Source organism: Nocardiopsis sp. CA-288880 (assembly GCF_050955985.1).
GTDB classification, from domain to species: domain Bacteria; phylum Actinomycetota; class Actinomycetes; order Streptosporangiales; family Streptosporangiaceae; genus Nocardiopsis; species Nocardiopsis tropica.
The window spans coordinates 2,141,543-2,157,038 of sequence record NZ_CP192105.1; the positions used below are offsets into that span (position 1 = coordinate 2,141,543).

General features: G+C 73.5%; 14 protein-coding genes and 1 tRNA gene. 11 read left to right on the forward strand and 4 right to left on the reverse strand.

Annotated elements, in window-relative coordinates:
* Window positions 1-43: 43 nt before the first annotated feature.
* Window positions 44-1,702 (reverse strand): alkaline phosphatase D family protein, encoded by a 1,659-nt coding sequence (locus ACQPYD_RS09325; protein ID WP_433700604.1) that lies wholly within the window; start codon window positions 1,700-1,702, stop codon window positions 44-46.
* A gap of 128 nt (window positions 1,703-1,830) precedes the next feature.
* Between ACQPYD_RS09325 and ACQPYD_RS09330 the strand changes: the two genes are divergently transcribed.
* The 5 genes from ACQPYD_RS09330 (at window position 1,831) to ACQPYD_RS09350 (ending at window position 5,563) form a co-directional block, all read left to right on the forward strand.
* Window positions 1,831-2,241: a secondary thiamine-phosphate synthase enzyme YjbQ gene (locus ACQPYD_RS09330; protein ID WP_267949058.1), complete on the forward strand. Its 411-nt coding sequence runs from the start codon at window positions 1,831-1,833 to the stop codon at window positions 2,239-2,241.
* Window positions 2,242-2,433: 192 nt separating this feature from the next.
* The gene (locus tag ACQPYD_RS09335; RefSeq protein WP_267949059.1) at window positions 2,434-2,859 is read left to right on the forward strand and encodes a DUF3052 domain-containing protein; all 426 of its coding nucleotides are present in this window, start codon (window positions 2,434-2,436) and stop codon (window positions 2,857-2,859) included.
* Between the two features lie 130 nt (window positions 2,860-2,989).
* On the forward strand, window positions 2,990-3,460 hold the full coding sequence (locus ACQPYD_RS09340; RefSeq protein ID WP_433700605.1) for a peroxiredoxin: 471 nt from the start codon (window positions 2,990-2,992) through the stop codon (window positions 3,458-3,460).
* Between the two features lie 44 nt (window positions 3,461-3,504).
* A tRNA-Val gene (locus ACQPYD_RS09345) sits at window positions 3,505-3,578 on the forward strand.
* A gap of 440 nt (window positions 3,579-4,018) precedes the next feature.
* Entirely contained in the window at window positions 4,019-5,563 is a 1,545-nt protein-coding gene (locus ACQPYD_RS09350) for a pectate lyase family protein (RefSeq protein ID WP_433700606.1), read from the forward strand.
* 187 nt (window positions 5,564-5,750) lie between these two features.
* Here the strand turns inward: ACQPYD_RS09350 and ACQPYD_RS09355 are convergent, their stop codons facing one another.
* On the reverse strand, window positions 5,751-6,737 hold the full coding sequence (locus ACQPYD_RS09355; protein ID WP_433700607.1) for an aldo/keto reductase: 987 nt from the start codon (window positions 6,735-6,737) through the stop codon (window positions 5,751-5,753).
* Window positions 6,738-7,010: 273 nt separating this feature from the next.
* On the opposite strand from ACQPYD_RS09355, the gene ACQPYD_RS09360 reads away from it, so the two are divergent.
* Complete coding sequence (locus ACQPYD_RS09360) at window positions 7,011-8,240, forward strand: MFS transporter (RefSeq protein ID WP_433700608.1); 1,230 nt, start codon at window positions 7,011-7,013, stop codon at window positions 8,238-8,240.
* A 52-nt stretch (window positions 8,241-8,292) separates the two neighbouring features.
* Here ACQPYD_RS09360 and ACQPYD_RS09365 read toward each other — a convergent pair whose 3' ends face one another.
* Both ACQPYD_RS09365 and ACQPYD_RS09370 read right to left on the reverse strand, forming a co-directional pair.
* Entirely contained in the window at window positions 8,293-9,393 is a 1,101-nt protein-coding gene (locus ACQPYD_RS09365) for a cytochrome P450 family protein (protein ID WP_433700609.1), read from the reverse strand.
* A complete protein-coding gene (locus ACQPYD_RS09370) occupies window positions 9,375-10,706 on the reverse strand; it encodes a cytochrome P450 (protein ID WP_433700610.1) in 1,332 nt (443 codons plus the stop codon). Before ACQPYD_RS09370 ends, ACQPYD_RS09365 begins: the two co-directional genes overlap by 19 nt.
* Window positions 10,707-11,460: 754 nt before the next feature.
* Between ACQPYD_RS09370 and ACQPYD_RS09375 the strand changes: the two genes are divergently transcribed.
* From ACQPYD_RS09375 to ureG, 5 genes are all read left to right on the forward strand, one after another.
* Window positions 11,461-11,763 (forward strand): urease subunit gamma, encoded by a 303-nt coding sequence (locus tag ACQPYD_RS09375; protein ID WP_433700611.1) that lies wholly within the window; start codon window positions 11,461-11,463, stop codon window positions 11,761-11,763.
* Window positions 11,760-12,299: an urease subunit beta gene (locus tag ACQPYD_RS09380; RefSeq protein WP_433700612.1), complete on the forward strand. Its 540-nt coding sequence runs from the start codon at window positions 11,760-11,762 to the stop codon at window positions 12,297-12,299. The genes ACQPYD_RS09375 and ACQPYD_RS09380 overlap by 4 nt, the downstream gene beginning before the upstream one ends.
* Window positions 12,296-14,005, forward strand: a complete 1,710-nt coding sequence (locus ACQPYD_RS09385) for an urease subunit alpha (RefSeq protein ID WP_433700613.1) — start codon at window positions 12,296-12,298, stop codon at window positions 14,003-14,005. Before ACQPYD_RS09380 ends, ACQPYD_RS09385 begins: the two co-directional genes overlap by 4 nt.
* Window positions 14,006-14,013: 8 nt before the next feature.
* Complete coding sequence (locus tag ACQPYD_RS09390; RefSeq protein WP_433700614.1) at window positions 14,014-14,700, forward strand: urease accessory protein UreF; 687 nt, start codon at window positions 14,014-14,016, stop codon at window positions 14,698-14,700.
* Window positions 14,701-14,779: 79 nt separating this feature from the next.
* The gene (ureG, locus tag ACQPYD_RS09395) at window positions 14,780-15,487 is read left to right on the forward strand and encodes an urease accessory protein UreG (RefSeq protein WP_433702005.1); all 708 of its coding nucleotides are present in this window, start codon (window positions 14,780-14,782) and stop codon (window positions 15,485-15,487) included.
* The last annotated feature ends 9 nt before the right edge of the window (window positions 15,488-15,496 follow it).

Consider the following 15,496-nt stretch of genomic DNA (forward strand, 5'->3'; position numbering starts at 1 on the left):
CGGGACGACGGGTCGGGCGGCCCCGCCCCGGGAACGGGCGGCCTCAGACCCTCATACGCCGTTGCACGCCGGGCAGCGCGTCGATGCCCCCCTCGGAGGCGTGGTACCAGAGAGCCTCGGCTTCACGGCCCTCGAAGACCACCTCGCCGATGGTGTTGCCCGCGTAGGTCTTGCCGTCCAGCTTCCAGGACAGGTCGATCCCCGGGACCCGGGCCAGCCACGTCAGCGCCCTGCCGACCACGTGGACGGCGCGGCTCGCCGTCAGGCGCACGATCCGGCGGGTCCCGGCGGAGAGCTGGTTGCACAGGGGCGAGGACACGAGCTGTGTGATCCTGGTTCCGCCCCCGGCGACATGCCGGTGGCGGACGGGGGCCGCGTAGGAGAAGTGCACGTCGCCGCTCAGGAACAGCACGGTCGCGGGGGCGGGACCCCGCTCGCCCCGGGCCGCCGCGCCGACGGCGTCGCCCAGGCGGCGCATCGAGTACTGGAAGGCGCCCCAGTGCTCCAGGTCCATCGCCTGCCGCAGCCGCTCGCCGAGGGGGCGCGGCCACTCGCCCCAGGCGCCGGCGCACACCGCCTCGTTCCATGCCTCCAGGTGGTGCACCGCGGAGGGCAGCATGACCGGGACGGTCGAGGCGACCACCACGTGGTCGGGGCCCCCGGCCAGGTTCTCGTCCAGCCACTCGTGCCCCTCCGCGCCGAGGATCGACCGCGACCCCTCGTGGACGGCGTCCTCCCCGAGCGCGCGGGAGCAGCGGGTGTCCGCCATCAGCACCCGCACGGAGCCCACGTCGTAGCGGTGGCTCCACCGGTAGGAGGACGGTTCGTCGTGCGCCAGCCGGGCGAACCCGTCGACCGCGTCGGCGGCGTCCCCGCGCGCGTCGCGGACGCGGGCCCAGAGCGGGTCCTTGGACCGGGCGTCCGCGGACAGGTTGCCCAGGTGCTGGTAGACCCAGTAGGCACCCAGTCCGCTGGTGATCCGCCGGCGCCACCACGGGCGGCCGTCCATGGCGCCGCGCCAGGCCTCCGAGGTGTTCCAGTCGTCGCGGATGTCGTGGTCGTCGAAGATCATCAGCGTGGGCACGGTGGACAGCAGCCACCGCACGGGAGGATCGGTCCACGCCTGCCGGTACAGCTCGGCGTACTCGCCGTAGTGGACGACCTCGTCCCCCGGGGCCCCGCCGGCCGCGTCCGGCCCGCGTTCCGACGCCAGGAAGGAGCGCATCGGCTCCTCCAGCTCGTCGGCGTACACCTGGTCGCCGATGAGGAGGAGGACGAGGTTGCCGTCGACCTCCTCGCGGGCCAGCCGCCGGGCGGTGGCGCGGAGCATGTCCGGGCCGTACCGCACGACCCCCTCGGGGGTGTCGCCCGTCGGCCTGCGGCACGAGCCGTACAGCAGCCGCGTGGGCCCGTCCGGGGCCGTCGTGCGCAGGACGCTGGGCGGAAAGGGGCTGTCCGGCTCGGGCCACACCCGGTCCTCGCCCAGGAAGACCTCGTAGGGCAGGGCCGCGCCCTCCGGGAGCCCGGTGATTTCGCACACGGCGTAGTGGTGCCCGTGCACGGTGAAGGTCTCCGAGGCGGCCGTCACGGCTCCGTCGACCCGGATCCGCACGGTGCAGGGGGAGTCGGTCTCCACCCACACCGTCGCCGTGGTCGGTCCCGCGTGACGCAGCAGTGGGCCCAAACGTAAAGAAGCAGTCACCGTTTGCCCTCCTTTGGACCAGGTTCGCACATGTGGCGGACGAGTATGACGTGCGCCGACCTGCGCAGTTGAGCACGGGTGCCACCGGGATGGTTGCACGAGGGCCGCACCTGCGCGAAGGTGGCGCTATGCGGACACAGATCCTTGAGCTGCACACCGGTGGATCGGAGAGCATCACCGACATCACGCGGGAGTGCGGTGACTTCGTCGCCGAGACCGGAGGCGACGGACTGCTCAACGTGTTCGTCCCGCACGCGACGGCGGGCGTGGCGATCATCGAACTCGGGGCGGGGTCCGACGACGACCTCCTCGCCTCCCTGGACGACCTGCTGCCGGCCGACGACCGGTGGCGGCACAAGCACGGCTCCCGGGGCCACGGGAGATCACACGTGATGCCCGCGTTCATCGCGCCCCAGACCACCGTTCCGGTGCTCTCGGGCCGCCTCGAACTGGGAACATGGCAGTCGATCGCCGTTGTCGACCTGAACGTGGACAACCCGGACCGCCTGGTCCGGCTGTCCTACCTCTCGTCCTCGTGATCCCCGCCGCGGGTGACCGGGACCGGGACGGGGTTTGGGAGCGCGTTGACGGAACATGCCACTAGCGTGTGAACTAGGCCATCAGCGATGGTTACGGACCCACGTGACGGGCCGCGAATTGGCCCGGCATCGTTGTGACAACTGCCCAGTGCAGGCAAGATTGAGAAAAACCATCTGTGGAGGAGAACTTTCGTGAGCGCGACCGCGGGCCAGGCACAGAGCGAACGTGGCTTGGCTGACCGACTCGGATTCAAGCCGGGTCAGGTGGTGCAGGAATTCGGCTTCGACGACGACGTCGACGAGGGCCTGCGCGCATCCATCACCGAACTCACCGGTGAGGAGCTGGTCGACGAGGACTTCGACGGAGACGTCGACGCGGCACTGCTGTGGTGGCGGTCCGACGAGGAGGAGGACCTCACCGACGCGCTGATGGACACGGTGACCACCATCGCCGACGGCGGGACCATCCTGGTGCTGACCCCGAAGGCGGGACGTGAGCTCCACGTGTCCCCGAACGACGTCGCGGAGGCCGCTTCGACGTCGGGCCTGTCCCAGACGAGCGCGGTCAGCATCGGCGCCGACTGGTCGGGTACGCGCCTGGTCGTTCCCAAGCGGTGACGTCCACCACCCGTACCGGGTGAGGCATCCGGTGCCGCGCGTCCCAGAGGCGGGCGCGCGGCGCTGAGGGGCGTCCGCCGGCAGGCGGCCGCCGTCCCCGGCCCGAGCGCCGCCGAACACGAACGCGACCATGATCGATCCCATCACCGCGGGCGCGGTCGCGCCCGACTTCACCCTCCAGGACCAGTACGGGCGCGACACGGCCCTGGCCGACCTGCGCGGTCGGCCCGTGCTCGTGGTCTTCTACCCGCTGGCGTTCTCCGGCGTGTGCTCGGGGGAGCTCGCCGACCTGAGCGAACGCCACTCCGAGTTCGAGGAGCTGGGCGCCGAGGTCCTGGCGGTGTCGGTGGACTCGGTGTTCGCCCTGCGCACCTGGTCCGACCGCGAGGGGTTCCCGTTCGCGCTGCTGTCGGACTTCTGGCCGCACGGCGGCGTCGCCGAGGCCTACGGGGTCCTCGACCCCCGGCGCGGGGTCGCCCGACGGGGCACCTTCCTGGTCGGCGCCGACGGCGTCGTCCGCTGGTCGACGGTCTCCCCGGCCTCCCGGCCGCGCGACACCGGCGAGTACCTGGCGCGGTTGCGGGAGCACGCCGGAGCCTGAGGCGCGGCGGCCACCGCGAACCGGTATGATCTCGTGCGACGCACGGGCGCGTAGCTCAGTTGGTTAGAGCAATTGCCTTACAAGCAATAGGTCAGGGGTTCGAGTCCCTTCGCGCCCACGGACTCAGGACGACCCTGCTCGGAGGGTTCGAGGCCGCCTCGCCGGGTCGTCCTTCGTGTTGACCGGGGGCAGACCCCCGAGGCCCCGAGGCACCCCCTGCGGCCGGGGCGCGAGACCCGTCACCGACACCTCCTCGAACCCTCTTCGGCCGTGCGCCCGCCATCCTGCGGAACCGGTGCCCCGCCCTCGTGCCCCGGGTCGCGGACGCCCCGCCGAGTCCTCGGCGGAGGGCTACAACCGGTTGCATCAACAGAGGTACCCGGTCCCGATTTTCGATGTGAAATTCCTGTAAAGCCGCAGTACATCAGGCATATGGAGCACGAGGGACGCTTCCCCTTCTTGCAAACGTTTGCATCAACACCTCTTGACATGGAAAGCGCTTTCTCTACTCTCGAGTGAAGCAGGTCACATGCTTGTGCTCCAGAAGAAGGGTGAGCAGTGAGACGATCAATCACGCGTGGGCTCGTGTCGGCGCTGGCCGCCGCGGCCGTGGTGGCGGGCGGTCTGGCCCTGCCGATGGCCTCGGCATCGGCGCAGACCGGCAGTGCCACGGGTTACGCGACGCAGAACGGCGGGACCACCGGCGGCGCGGGCGGCCAGACGGTACGGGCCACGACCGGGACCCAGATCCACGAGGCCCTGTGCAGCCGTCCCAGTACCAGCACCCCGATCGTCATCGAGGTGCAGGGAACCATCAACCACGGCAACACCTCGAAGGTGTCGGGGGCCGGTTGCGAGACCGCCGACGACGTGATCGAGCTCAAGAAGATCAGCAACGTCACCATCGTCGGCACCGGCAGCGGGGCCGTGTTCGACCAGCTGGGCATCCACATCCGGGAGTCCAGCAACATCATCATCCAGAACGTGACCGTCCGGAACGTCAAGAAGTCCGGCTCGCCCACGTCCAACGGCGGTGACGCCATCGGGATGGAGAGCGGCGTCCGCAACGTCTGGGTCGACCACGTCACCCTGGAGGCGTCGGGCGGGGAGTCGGAGGGCTACGACGGCCTCTTCGACATGAAGAACAACACCCAGTACGTCACCCTCTCCTACAGCATCCTGCGCAACTCCGGCCGCGGCGGCCTGGTCGGGTCCAGCGAGAGCGACCGCTCGAACGGCTACGTCACGTACCACCACAACCGGTTCGAGAACCTCGACTCGCGCGCGCCCCTGCTCCGCGGCGGCGTCGGGCACATGTACAGCAACCACTACGCGGACATCCACGAGTCCGGCATCAACTCCCGGGCCGGGGCCAGGGCGAAGGTGGAGAACAACTACTTCGAGGACTCCAAGGACGTCCTGGGCACCTTCTACACCGACGAGAGGGGGACCTGGGAGGTCGACGGCAACGTCTTCGACAACGTGACCTGGTCCAGCCCGGGCGACTCGAACTACCCCGCCGGGCCCAACCCGCAGTCCACCACGTCGGTGAGCATCCCGTACTCCTACGACCTCGACGACGCCGGCTGCGTGCCGACCGTGCTGAACCAGACCGCCGGCGCGGGCCAGGGCAACCGGGTCTCGGACGGCAACTGCGAGGCGGAGGAGCCGACCGACCCGGACCCGACCGACCCCGACCCGACGGACCCCGACCCCGACCCGACCGACCCGCCCGAGGGGACCAACCTCAGCATCGGGGCCGGCGCCGACGGATCGGGCAAGGCCAGCGGGACCGGCTACGGGAACGTCCTCGACGGCGACATGGGCACCTACTGGTCGCCGAGCGGCTCGACCGGCCGCGTCTCGGTCAAGTGGGGCTCCGGCACCGCGGTGTCCTCGGTCAACATCCGCGAGGCGGCCGGGGCCGAGGGCAACATCGGTTCCTGGCGGCTCGTGAACCACGACACCGGCGCCGTCCTGGCCACCGGGAGCGGAGCGGGCGTCATCACCTTCGCCCCGACGACGCTCCGGAAGATCAACTTCGAGATCACCGGCTCGAACGGCACACCGCGCGTCGCCGAGTTCGAGACCTACGGCGGCTAGCCGCCGGGCGGCGGGGGGCACCCGCCGCCCCGCGGTGACGGTCGGCGGCAGTGGGGCCGGCCCGTGACCGGTCCGGCCGAGAGCACCCGAACCGGCCGGATCCCGGCCGACCCGCCCGGACGAACCGGGCGGGTCGGCCGTTCCGCGTGTCGGCGCCGGGCATGCCCCCCGGAGGAGGCCCGCGCGGTCAGTGCGCCGCGTCGAGGCGCGAGCGCTGGTCCGCGGTCAGCTCCAGGTCGACGGCGGCCAGGCTCTCCTCCAGCTGGGCGACGGACGACGCGCCGACCAGGGGGATGATCGGCAGTTCGCCGCCCATCTGCCAGGCGAGCACCACCTGGTTCACCGTCGCGCCCGCCTCGCGCGCCACCGCGCGCAGGACCTCCAGGCGCGCCCGGGTGCCGGGGTGGTCGTAGTCGCGCGGCAGCGGCTTGTCGTCCCGGGTGTAGGCGCCGCCGAGCAGGGGCGAGTACGCGACCAGGACCAGGCCGGGCTCCGCGCGCAGGTAGCCGAGCAGGTCGGGGCCCGCCGCGGCGATGCTGCCGTCCCGGGACAGGGCGTCGGGGATGTCCGTGCGCGGGCGCAGGTGGCTGTGCTGGTACTGGAGCACCTCGTAGCCGGGCAGCCCGGAGGCCGCCGCCAGGGCGCGGGCGCGCTCGACCCGCCACGCCGCGTGGTTGCTGACCCCCAGCAGACCCACCGAGCCCTCGGACACGAGCTCGGCGAACGCCCCGACGGTCTCGGCCACGGGCACGGCACGGTCCTCGATGTGCGCGTAGAGCAGGTCGAGGGTGTCCGTGCCGAGCCGCTCCCTGCTGCGCTCGGCCGACTCCCGGATGATCCCGGCCGAGAGCCCCTCGGGGTTGTCGGTGAAGCTCGTCCCCGGGGCGAGCGGGCGCGCCCCGAGCTTGGTGGCGACGACGACCTCCGAGCCGATGCCCCGGCTCCTCCGCCAGCGGCCGAGCAGTTCCTCGCTCTGCCCGCCCTGGCCGCCGTCCGTCCAGAAGGCGTAGTTGCCGGAGGTGTCGACGAACGTGCCGCCGGCCTCGACGTAGCGGTCCAGGACGGCGAACGACGTCTTCTCGTCGGTCGCCGAGCCCATGAGCATCGCGCCCAGGGCGAGCACGCTCACCTCGCGCCGGGTCCGCGGGTCACTGCCGATGGTGCGGTACCGCATGGTGGTCCCCTCGGGTCCGGGCCCGCCTGTCGACCGGGCCTCCGAAGGAGAGTCTGGATCCTGGAGTGCGCTCCAGGTCAAGTCCCGGCGAGGTTCTCCCGTGGCCGGGACCGGCCTCCGCGCGGCAGCCGGGACGCCCGCGCGGGTCCGTAGGCGCCCGGCGCGGCGGACCGGAGCCGGTCGGAGCGCGGGTCGGCCGAGGTTGCTTAACGAGTGTTAAGAAAGGGCCGGAGGTCCCCTGTCCGGCGGGGGGACGCGCCTGTAGAAAGGCGTGTGAGCAGACAACGGAAAGAGTCCCCCTCCCGGGCACGCGCCTCCTCCGCGGCGGCCCCCCGCGCCTGGGCGCCCCTCCTCGCCCTGGCCCTCGGCGCGTTCGCCATCGGCTGCACCGAGTTCGTGGTCGTGGGCCTGCTGCCCCAGATCTCCGTGGACCTCGGGGTGCCCGAGGGCGCGGTCGGCCAGCTCGTCACGCTCAACGCGGTCGCCGTCGCGCTGGGCGCGCCCCTCCTCGGCGCGGCCATGGCCCGGTACGCCGGCCGGCCGGTGCTCGTGGCCTCCCTCCTGGTGTTCGGCGCCGCGCACGCGGTGGCGGCTGCCGCGCCCACCTTCGCGGTCCTGCTGGCCACCCGCCTCGTGACCGGGGCCTGCTTCGGCCTCTACCTCGCGGTGGGGTTCGGCGCCGCCGCGCGCCTGGCCGCGCCCGGCGCCCGTGCGCGGGCCCTGGCCGTCTTCCAGGGCGGGATCACCACGGCCACGGCACTGGGGAGCCCGCTCGGCATGCTGCTGGAGCGCGGCTCCGACGGCACCGGGGGCTGGCGGCTCCCGTTCCTGGCCATCGCGGTCCTCTCCGGGCTCGCCGCCCTGGCCGTGCTCCTCGCCGTGCCCGGGCTCGCTCCCGTGCGCGACCAGTCGCTCCGGGAGCGGTTCGCCGTCCTGGCGAGGAAGCCGGTGGCGCTGGGCACCACCGCGGTCGCCGTGTTCTGGGCGGGGACGTTCTGCGCCTTCACCTACCTGCTGCCCCTGCTGCGCGAGGAGGCCGGGCTGGAGGGCCTGTCGGTGGTCGGCGTGCTGCTGCTCGCCGGGGTGCTCGGCGTCGCGGGCAACGCGGTCGGCGGGCGCGGCGCCGACCGGGCCCCGGGCGCCACCCTGGTGGCGGCCGTCGCCGCGGCCCTGGCCGGGCTCGTCCTGCTCTTCGCCACCGCCTCGTTCGCGGTCGCCGCGGTCGCCGTGGTCGGGCTCTGGCAGCTCGCCGCGTGGAGCTTCGTGCCCGCGGTCCAGGCGAGGATCTACGAACTGGGCGGGGACGCGGGCGACGCGGCGGTGTCGTTCTCCGTCGCCGCCTTCAACGCGGGCATCGTCCTCGGAGCCGGACTGGGCGGGATCGCCCTGGAGACCGCGGGACTGGCCGGGGTCGGCCTCTCGGCGTCGGTCCTCACGGGGCTCGCGCTGGTCCTCACCGTCCTCCTCGTCCGGCTCCCCCCGGGCGGGGGAGCGCACGCGTAGGGAACCCGGCGGACCCGCGCCGGCCCCGGGGCCGGCGCGGGTCCCGGCCGGCTCAGCCCAGGACGACGGGGAGGCGGGACCTGCCGCTGGCCACGATGGAGGGGGCCTCGGGCACGTCCTCCCCCTCGGCCAGGCGGATCCGCGGGAAGCGGGTGAACAGCGCCTCCAGGGCCGTGGCGCCCTCCAGCCGGGCCAGTCCCGCGCCCAGGCAGAAGTGCGGTCCGTGCGAGAAGGCCAGGTGGCCGCGCTGCTCGCGGCGGAGGTCGAAGACGTGCGCGTCGTCGCCGTGCTGTCCCGGGTCCCGGCCCGCCGCGCCGAAGCCCATCAGCAGGGCCTCGCCCTTGGGCACGCGCACCCCGGCCAGGGTGACGTCCTCGGCCGTGTACCTCAGGGGCAGGTACTGGATGCTGGCGTCCCAGCGCAGGGTCTCCTCGACCGCGTCGGCCCAGGAGGCCTCGCCGGAGCGCACCAGCGCCAGCTGCTCCGGGTGGGTGAGGAGGGCGTGCACGGAGTTGGTGATGAGGTTCATCGTGGTCTCGTAGCCCGCACCGATCATGAGGATCAGCGTCCACACCAGTTCGCTCTGCGAGAGCTTCTCGTCCCCCTCGGCGCGGGCCTCCAGCAGCGCGCTGGTGAGGTCGTCGCCGGGGGCCCCGGCCTTCTCCTCGGCCAGTTCGGTGAGGAAGGCCAGCATGTCCGCGTTGGTCCGGGCGGCCTGCTCCGGGGTGACGGTCGCGTCGAAGACCCAGTGCATCAGCCCGTGCAGGGTGTCGCGGTGCTCGGGGGCGACCCCGAACAGCTCGGAGATCACCGTCATCGGCAGGGGCAGCGCCAGCGCGGCCCTCAGGTCCACCGGGCCGGGGCCGGAGGCCTCGGCGGCGTCGAGGAGGTCGGCGGTGATCTCGGCGACGCGCGGCCGCAGGACCTCCACGCGGCGGGGGGTGAACGCCTGCGAGACCAGCGTGCGCAGGCGGCGGTGGCGGTCGCCGTCCGCGGTGAGCATGTTGTCCGGGGCGACCCAGGAGATCAGCGGCCAGTCCATGGGGATCTCGCCCCGGGCCCAGGGGCCCCAGTGGCGCGCCTCCTTGCGCACGCCGGGGTGGGCCAGCGCCTCCATGACGACGTCGTGTCCGGTCAGCGCCCGAACAACCACGCCACCAGGGATCTCAACCTCGACGACGGGGCCTCGCCCGCGGAGTCCGGCTGTCTGGCGGTGGAGGTCGTAGGGGTGGAGGACGGGGATGTCTGCTGCCATGGGGGAGTGGTGCCCTTCGGGGTGTCGGGGGTGAAGGCGACGGGGAGGCGGGCCAGGGCCCGCGCGAACGGGGAGGGGCGCCACTGGGCCTCGTCCTCCGTCGTCCGCAGATCGGGGAACCGCCTGGTCAGGGTCTCCACCCCGACCTGGGCGATGGCGTAGGCGAACCCCTGGGCGGGGCAGCGGTGCGGGCCCACGCCGAAGGCGAGGTGGGCGCGGTTGCCCTGTTCGATGTCGGGTCCGCTCCCGGACAGCCCGGCGTGCGCGGCGGAGTACCCGAGCAGGACCGGTTCGCCCGCCCGGACCACCGTGTCCGCGCCGACCCGCACATCGGTCACCGGGTAGAGGACGGGGTAGTTGTTGATGGGGGGCTCGCGCCAGAGCACCTGGTCGATCGCCTCGCCGATCCCCACCCGGGCGCCGCGGACGGCCTGGCCGACCTCGGCGTCGACCAGGATGGTGCGCGTGGTCCCGGTGATGAGGTTGGCGGTCGGCTCCGCCCCGGCCCCGATGGTGACGACGAGCTGGTGGAGGAGTTCGTCGTCGCTGAGGCCGGCCCGGTGCTCGAGCAGCCAGGAGGTGATGTCCTCGCCGGGCTCGGCGTGCTTGGCCGAGATGGCGTCGGACAGCGCGCGCTCGTACTCGCCGTTGGCCCTGGCCGCGTCCACGCCGTCCCACAGGTCGCTGAGGGAGGTCAGGACCCGCCGGCCGATGTCGGGCGAGAAGCCGAAGAGGTCGGACATGACCAGCAGCGGCAGCAGGCGGGCGTACTCGGAGACGAGTTCGGCGCTGCCCCGCGCGCAGAAGGCGTCGATGAGCGTGTCGGCGTGCCGACGGGTGATGTCGCCGACCTTGCTCTCGGGGACGCGCCCCAGGGAGTCGGTGATCGAACGCTTGAGGCGGGCGTGCTCGTCCCCGTCGGCGAAGAGCAGGTTGGGCCGGTGGGCCATCATCGCCGCGACCGGTGCGTCGTCGGGGACGCGCCCCTCCCGCCAGTCGAGCCAGAGCCGCGAGTCGCGGACGAAGGTACGGGTGTCCCTGCACCAGGCGGTGATCATCGCGTAGTCCGCGACGACCCAGGCGCGGACGCCGGGGGAGATCTCGACGGGGAAGACCGGTCCGTGTTCCTCGGTCATGCGTCGGTTGACCTTGTGCGGGTCCGCGTGGAAGTCAGGGGAGTGGAGTTCGGCGTAGGGGCAGCGGGAAGCCACGGTGTCCTGTCCTCTGGGGTGGGGAGGCCGCAGAGTCTAGTAGGACACAGCGAACTCCGGCCACATTGGATCACACGCGAAATCCCCGCACCACACGGGGTTCCGGTTCCGGACGGTACCGGTCCCCGTGTCCCGGTCCTCCGGCGGGGCGGCGGCGCGCCTCCCCGCGCGGGAACGGCCCGGACGGGAGGGGGCCTTCCCCAGGGTGGAGGGGCGCCCCGCCCGGGTGCGACCGGTCGGACCGCCCCGGCCGCGGGCCTGCCGCCGCGCGGGGGCGGGCCCGCCCGGAGCCGTGTCCGCCCCTCCGGGGGCTCCGGAGCCCCCGGTCGCCGTGGTGATCTTCCCCACCGGCCGGGGGCGCGGCGCGCGCCGTCCGGGACGCGCGGTGCGGCCGCGGCGGGAGGGGGACGGAGCCCCCGGCCGACGCCCGCCGCCGGGCGGCCGCCCGGCGGCTCAGGACCGTCGGCGCCGGGACGCCGGATCGCTCGAAAGTCATGGGATGACAGGGCCTATGGATTTCCGCGGTGTCGGGGCGGGGGCGGGGCGGCGGTGTTCGGAAGGGGGCGGCCGGAGCCGTGCGGGGCCCGTGCCCCGCACCGTCCGCGGCGGCGCCCGAGCGGTCCCGGCCCGGGTCCCGCCGGGCGGGTCCCGGAGCCCCCGGCGAGCTCCTCACCTGCGATGGCGACCCGGGCCTCCTGCTAAGACTAGGTCCGTGCCCACCACCGCGTGGGTCGGAACTGTTGAGAGGTGGTTCATGCATCTACTTCCATCGGACACCGAGAAGCTCTTGCTCGCCGTCGCCGGGATGATCGCCCGCGACCGGCGCGAGCGGGGCGTCGAGCTCAACCATCCCGAGTCGGTCGCCCTGCTGTCCTGCTGGGTGATCGAGCGGGCCCGCGAGGGGGCCCGCGTCGCCGACCTCATGAACGACGGGCGCAACGTGCTGCGCCGGGACGAGGTCATGGACGGTGTGGCGGAGATGATCCCCAACGTCCAGGTCGAGGCCACCTTCCCCGACGGCCGCAAGCTCGTCACGATCACGGAGCCGATCCAGTGATCCCCGGCGAGATCCGCACCCGCCCCACCCCCCTGGTCCTCAACGAGGGCCGCGAACGCCTGTCCCTCGTGGTGGTCAACACGGGGGACCGCCCCATCCAGGTGGGCTCCCACCTCCACTTCCCCGACGCCAACCCGGCCCTGCGGTTCGACCGCGAGGCGGCCCTCGGCTTCCGGCTGGACATCCCCGCCGGCACCTCGGTGCGACTGGAACCGGGGGTGAGCCGCACCGTGGAGCTCGTGGCCCTCGGCGGCCGCCGCCACGTGCCCGGCCTCCAGATCCGCGACCTGGTCCGGGAACCCGGCGCCGAGGAGCGCGTCCCGCGACCGGTGGTCCCCTTCGGCACCCCGGGCGTGGACGTGCCCGAACCCGCGCGCGCCTCCGGCGCCGCCATGCGGGTCGGCGACGCGGACGCCCGCGACGGCGACCCCGCCGAGGTGGTCCCCACCCACACACCCCGCCCCGACACCGCCGGACCGGACACCGGCGCCGAGCAGGACGCGGCCCCTGCCGACACCGAGGAGCGCGACCAGTGAGCCGCATCGACCGCCGCGAGTACGCCCAGCTGTACGGTCCCACCGTCGGCGACCAGATCCGCCTGGCCGACACCGACCTGTGGATCGAGGTCGAGGAGGACCGCACGGCGGGAGGCGACGAGGCCGTCTTCGGCGGCGGCAAGACCATCCGCGAGTCGATGGGCCAGGGACTGACCACGCGGGCCCAGGGGGCGCTGGACGTGGTCGTCACCAACGTCGTGGTCATGGACCACTGGGGCATCGTGCGCGGCGACGTGGGCATCCGCGACGGGCGCATCGTGGCCGTCGGCAAGGCGGGCAACCCGGACGTGATGGACGGGGTGCACCCGGACCTGCTGATCGGTCCGGGCACCGACGTGATCGCGGGAGAGGGCAAGATCCTCACTGCGGGCGCCGTGGACACCCACGTGCACTTCCTCAGCGAGATCGAGATGCACGAGGCGCTCGCCACCGGCACCACCACCGTGATCGGCGGCGGGACCGGGCCCACCGAGGGGTCGAAGGCCACCACGGTGACCGCCGGGGCGCACTCGCTGCGGACGATGCACCGGGCCCTGGACCGGTTCCCGCTCAACGTCATGCTGTTCGGCAAGGGCAGCACCGTCTCCGCCGGGGCCCTCGCCGAGGACGCCCTGGCCGGGGCGGGCGGGTACAAGGTGCACGAGGACTGGGGCGCCACCCCGGCGGCGATCGACGCCGCGCTGCGGGCGGCCGACGAGTTCGGCCTCCAGGTGGCGCTGCACGCCGACTCGCTCAACGAGACCGGGTACGTCCAGCACACGCTGGAGGCCATCGCCGGGCGCGGCATCCACGTGTTCCACGCCGAGGGCGCGGGCGGCGGCCACGCACCCGACATCATCGTCACCGCCGGTGAGGCGAACGTGCTGCCGGCCTCCACCAACCCGACCCTGCCGTTCACGGTGAACACGGTCGACGAGCACTTGGACATGCTGCTCGTCGTGCACCACCTCAACCCCCGGGTCCCCGAGGACCTGGCCTTCGCCGAGTCCCGCATCCGGGCCTCCACGATGGCCGCCGAGGACATCCTCCAGGACATGGGCGCCCTCTCGATCACCTCCACCGACGCCCAGGCGATGGGGCGGATCGGCGAGCTGGTCTGCCGCACCTGGCAGGTGGCGCACGTGATGAAGAACCAGTTCGGCCCGCTGTCCTCGGACCTGCCGGCCGACAACGCCCGCGCCCGCAGGTACGTGGCCAAGTACACGATCTGCCCGGCGGTGGCGCACGGGATCGACCACGTGGTCGGATCCGTGGAGCCCGGCAAGATGGCCGACCTCGTCCTCTGGGACCCGGCGTTCTTCGGGATCCGCCCGTCCGCGGTGATCAAGTCCGGTGCGATCGTCGCCGCACCGCTGGGCGACCCCAACGGGGCCGTGCCCGCGCCGCAGCCGGTGCTGCTGCGCCCCGCGCTGGCGGCCCGGGCGTCCTCGGCCGCCGACCTGGCGGTGACCTTCGTGTCCCCGCTGGCGATCGAGGACGGCCTGGCCGGCAGGCTGGGGCTGCGCCGGGAGCTGGTGGCGGTACGCCCCACCCGCGGCGTCACCAAGGCGGACATGCCCAACAACACCGCCCTGCCCGACATCGACGTGGACCCCGAGACGTTCGCGATCAGCATCGACGGCGAGTTCGTGCGCCCCCGGCCCGTGGACGAGGTACCGCTCGCGCAGCGGTACACGATGTTCTAGGCGGCCGGGTGACTTCGGGACTGGGCTCCCTGCTGCTGGCCGACGCCCGCCTCCCCGTGGGCGGGCACACCTACTCGGCCGGACTGGAGCCCGCACTGATCGCCGGAATGCCCGCGGAGCTCATCCCGGCGTACATGACCGCGCGGCTGCGCACGGTGGGCCTGGTGGAGGCGGCGGCCTCGGTGCTGGCGCACCGGGCGGCCGGCGGGGACGGCGGGGCCCCCGTCGACCCGCGGGCGCTGGAGGCCGTGCACGAGGAGCTGCTGGCCCGCTCGCCGAGCGACACCCTGAGGGAGGTCTCGGGGATGCTCGGGCGCGGCCTCGTGCGCCTGGCCGCCCGGCTCCGGCCGGACCACCCCGCCGTCGCCGCGCTGCGCGCCCTGGGCCGCGCGCCGCAGCGGCCGGTCGCGCTCGGGGTGGTCGCCGCCGTCATCGGGGCGGGGGAGGCCGAGACCGCCCGGGTGAGTCTGTACGACGACGCCCAGACGGTGGCCTCCGCCGCACTCAAACTCGCCCCCGTGGACCCGGTGGACGCCGCCGGGTGGGTTCTCTCGACGGGGGACGTGATGACCTCGGTGGTCGCCGAGGCGCTCGCGGTGCGTGACGCCGCCGACCTGCCCGCGCCCACCGCACCCCAGATCGAGGGATGGTCCCTCGAACACCGGAACAAGACCAGGAGGATCTTCATTGCCTGACACGACTCGACGAACCCCGTCCACGGAGCCCGCCGCCGGCGCCCGCGCCGCCGACACGCCCCCCGCGCCCCGGCGCGCGATGCGCCTGGGCGTGGCCGGGCCCGTCGGCACCGGCAAGAGCACCCTGATCGCGTCCCTGTGCCGCGAACTCGCCGCCGAGCTGAGCATGGCGGTGGTCACCAACGACATCTACACCGACGAGGACGCCAGGCTGCTGCGGGCCGCCGGCGTCCTGCCCGTGGAGCGGATCCACGCGGTGGAGACCGGGGCGTGCCCCCACACCGCGATCCGCGACGACGTCACGCCCAACCTGATCGCCGTCGAGGACCTGGAGGCGGAGTTCGCCCCCCTGGACCTGGTCGTCGTGGAGAGCGGCGGGGACAACCTGACCGCCACGTTCAGCCCCGCGCTGGCCGACGCGCAGATCTTCTGCCTCGACGTGGCCGGGGGCGGGGACGTGGCCCGCAAGGGCGGGCCGGGGATCGAACGCGCCGACCTGCTCGTCGTCAACAAGACCGACCTCGCCCCGCACGTGGGGGTCGACGCCGGTCAGATGGTGGCCGACGCCACCCGCGCCAGGGACGGGCTGCCCGTGCTGGCCCTGAGCCAGCACGACAGGGCCTCGCTCGAAGCGCTGGCCGGATGGGTGCGCCAGGTCCTGGCCGACCACCGGTCCGGCGTCCACGTGCCGCGGGACCCGGGGCCGATGGCCCCGCACACGCACGCCGACGGCACCGCCCACGCCCACGGGGACGCCGGGGACGTCCACGGGCACGGGCACGCGTGAGCGAGCGCC

Coding starts and splice junctions, on each gene's coding strand:
- ureG (WP_433702005.1), top strand. CDS start 14,780: ATGCGCCTGGGCGTGGCCGGGCCCGTCGGCACCGGCAAGAGCACCCTG.
- ACQPYD_RS09330 (WP_267949058.1), top strand. CDS start 1,831: ATGCGGACACAGATCCTTGAGCTGCACACCGGTGGATCGGAGAGCATC.
- ACQPYD_RS09340 (WP_433700605.1), top strand. CDS start 2,990: ATGATCGATCCCATCACCGCGGGCGCGGTCGCGCCCGACTTCACCCTC.
- ACQPYD_RS09375 (WP_433700611.1), top strand. CDS start 11,461: ATGCATCTACTTCCATCGGACACCGAGAAGCTCTTGCTCGCCGTCGCC.
- ACQPYD_RS09355 (WP_433700607.1), bottom strand. CDS start 6,737: ATGCGGTACCGCACCATCGGCAGTGACCCGCGGACCCGGCGCGAGGTG.